This is a genomic window from Gluconobacter sp. P1D12_c, from assembly GCF_018812105.1.
In the GTDB taxonomy this organism is placed as follows: domain Bacteria; phylum Pseudomonadota; class Alphaproteobacteria; order Acetobacterales; family Acetobacteraceae; genus Gluconobacter; species Gluconobacter oxydans_A.
In genome coordinates this window covers 1-443 of the sequence record NZ_JACSIQ010000483.1, presented here as the reverse complement: position 1 = coordinate 443, position 443 = coordinate 1, and the positions used below count along the sequence as shown (strand labels likewise).

The 443-nt window shown below is 60.9% G+C and carries 1 protein-coding gene; it reads right to left on the bottom strand.

Features of this window, described 5'->3' with window-relative positions:
• On the bottom strand, nucleotides 1-443 hold a 443-nt coding region (locus KP705_RS17785; protein WP_215765245.1), incomplete at both ends, for a transposase.

The following is a 443-nucleotide window of genomic DNA, read 5'->3' as shown; positions in this document are numbered from 1 at the left end:
CCATTTGCGGATGAACCGATACTTCCGGTCGATCGAGACGTGGGGTTTGTAGCCAAAGAATGGGATAGCGAGATCACTCGACGGCATGGTTCCATCGTCCTGCCGCTTCGCTTTCGTGAACTTCAGCGTCCAGCGCGCATGGCGATCCTTGTGCGACAGCTTTGACGGCTTGTCCTGCCAGTCTTCGGGAATACGGCCTGCCCGGAGATCGGCTTTCTCGGCGTTCGTGTTGCGCTGCTTTGGAGCCGCCACCAGCGGTGCATCCAGGATCTGGCCCGACATCGGCAGATAGCCGGCGGGCCGCAGGGTCGCGTCAAACCGGTTGAACAGACCCTCGATCGCTCCCACCTGCGTCAGGCTCGCACGGAACTGCCAGAGTGTTTTGGCATCAGGCACCCGATCTGAAAGCCCCAGCCCAAGGAAGCGCATGAACGACAGGCAGG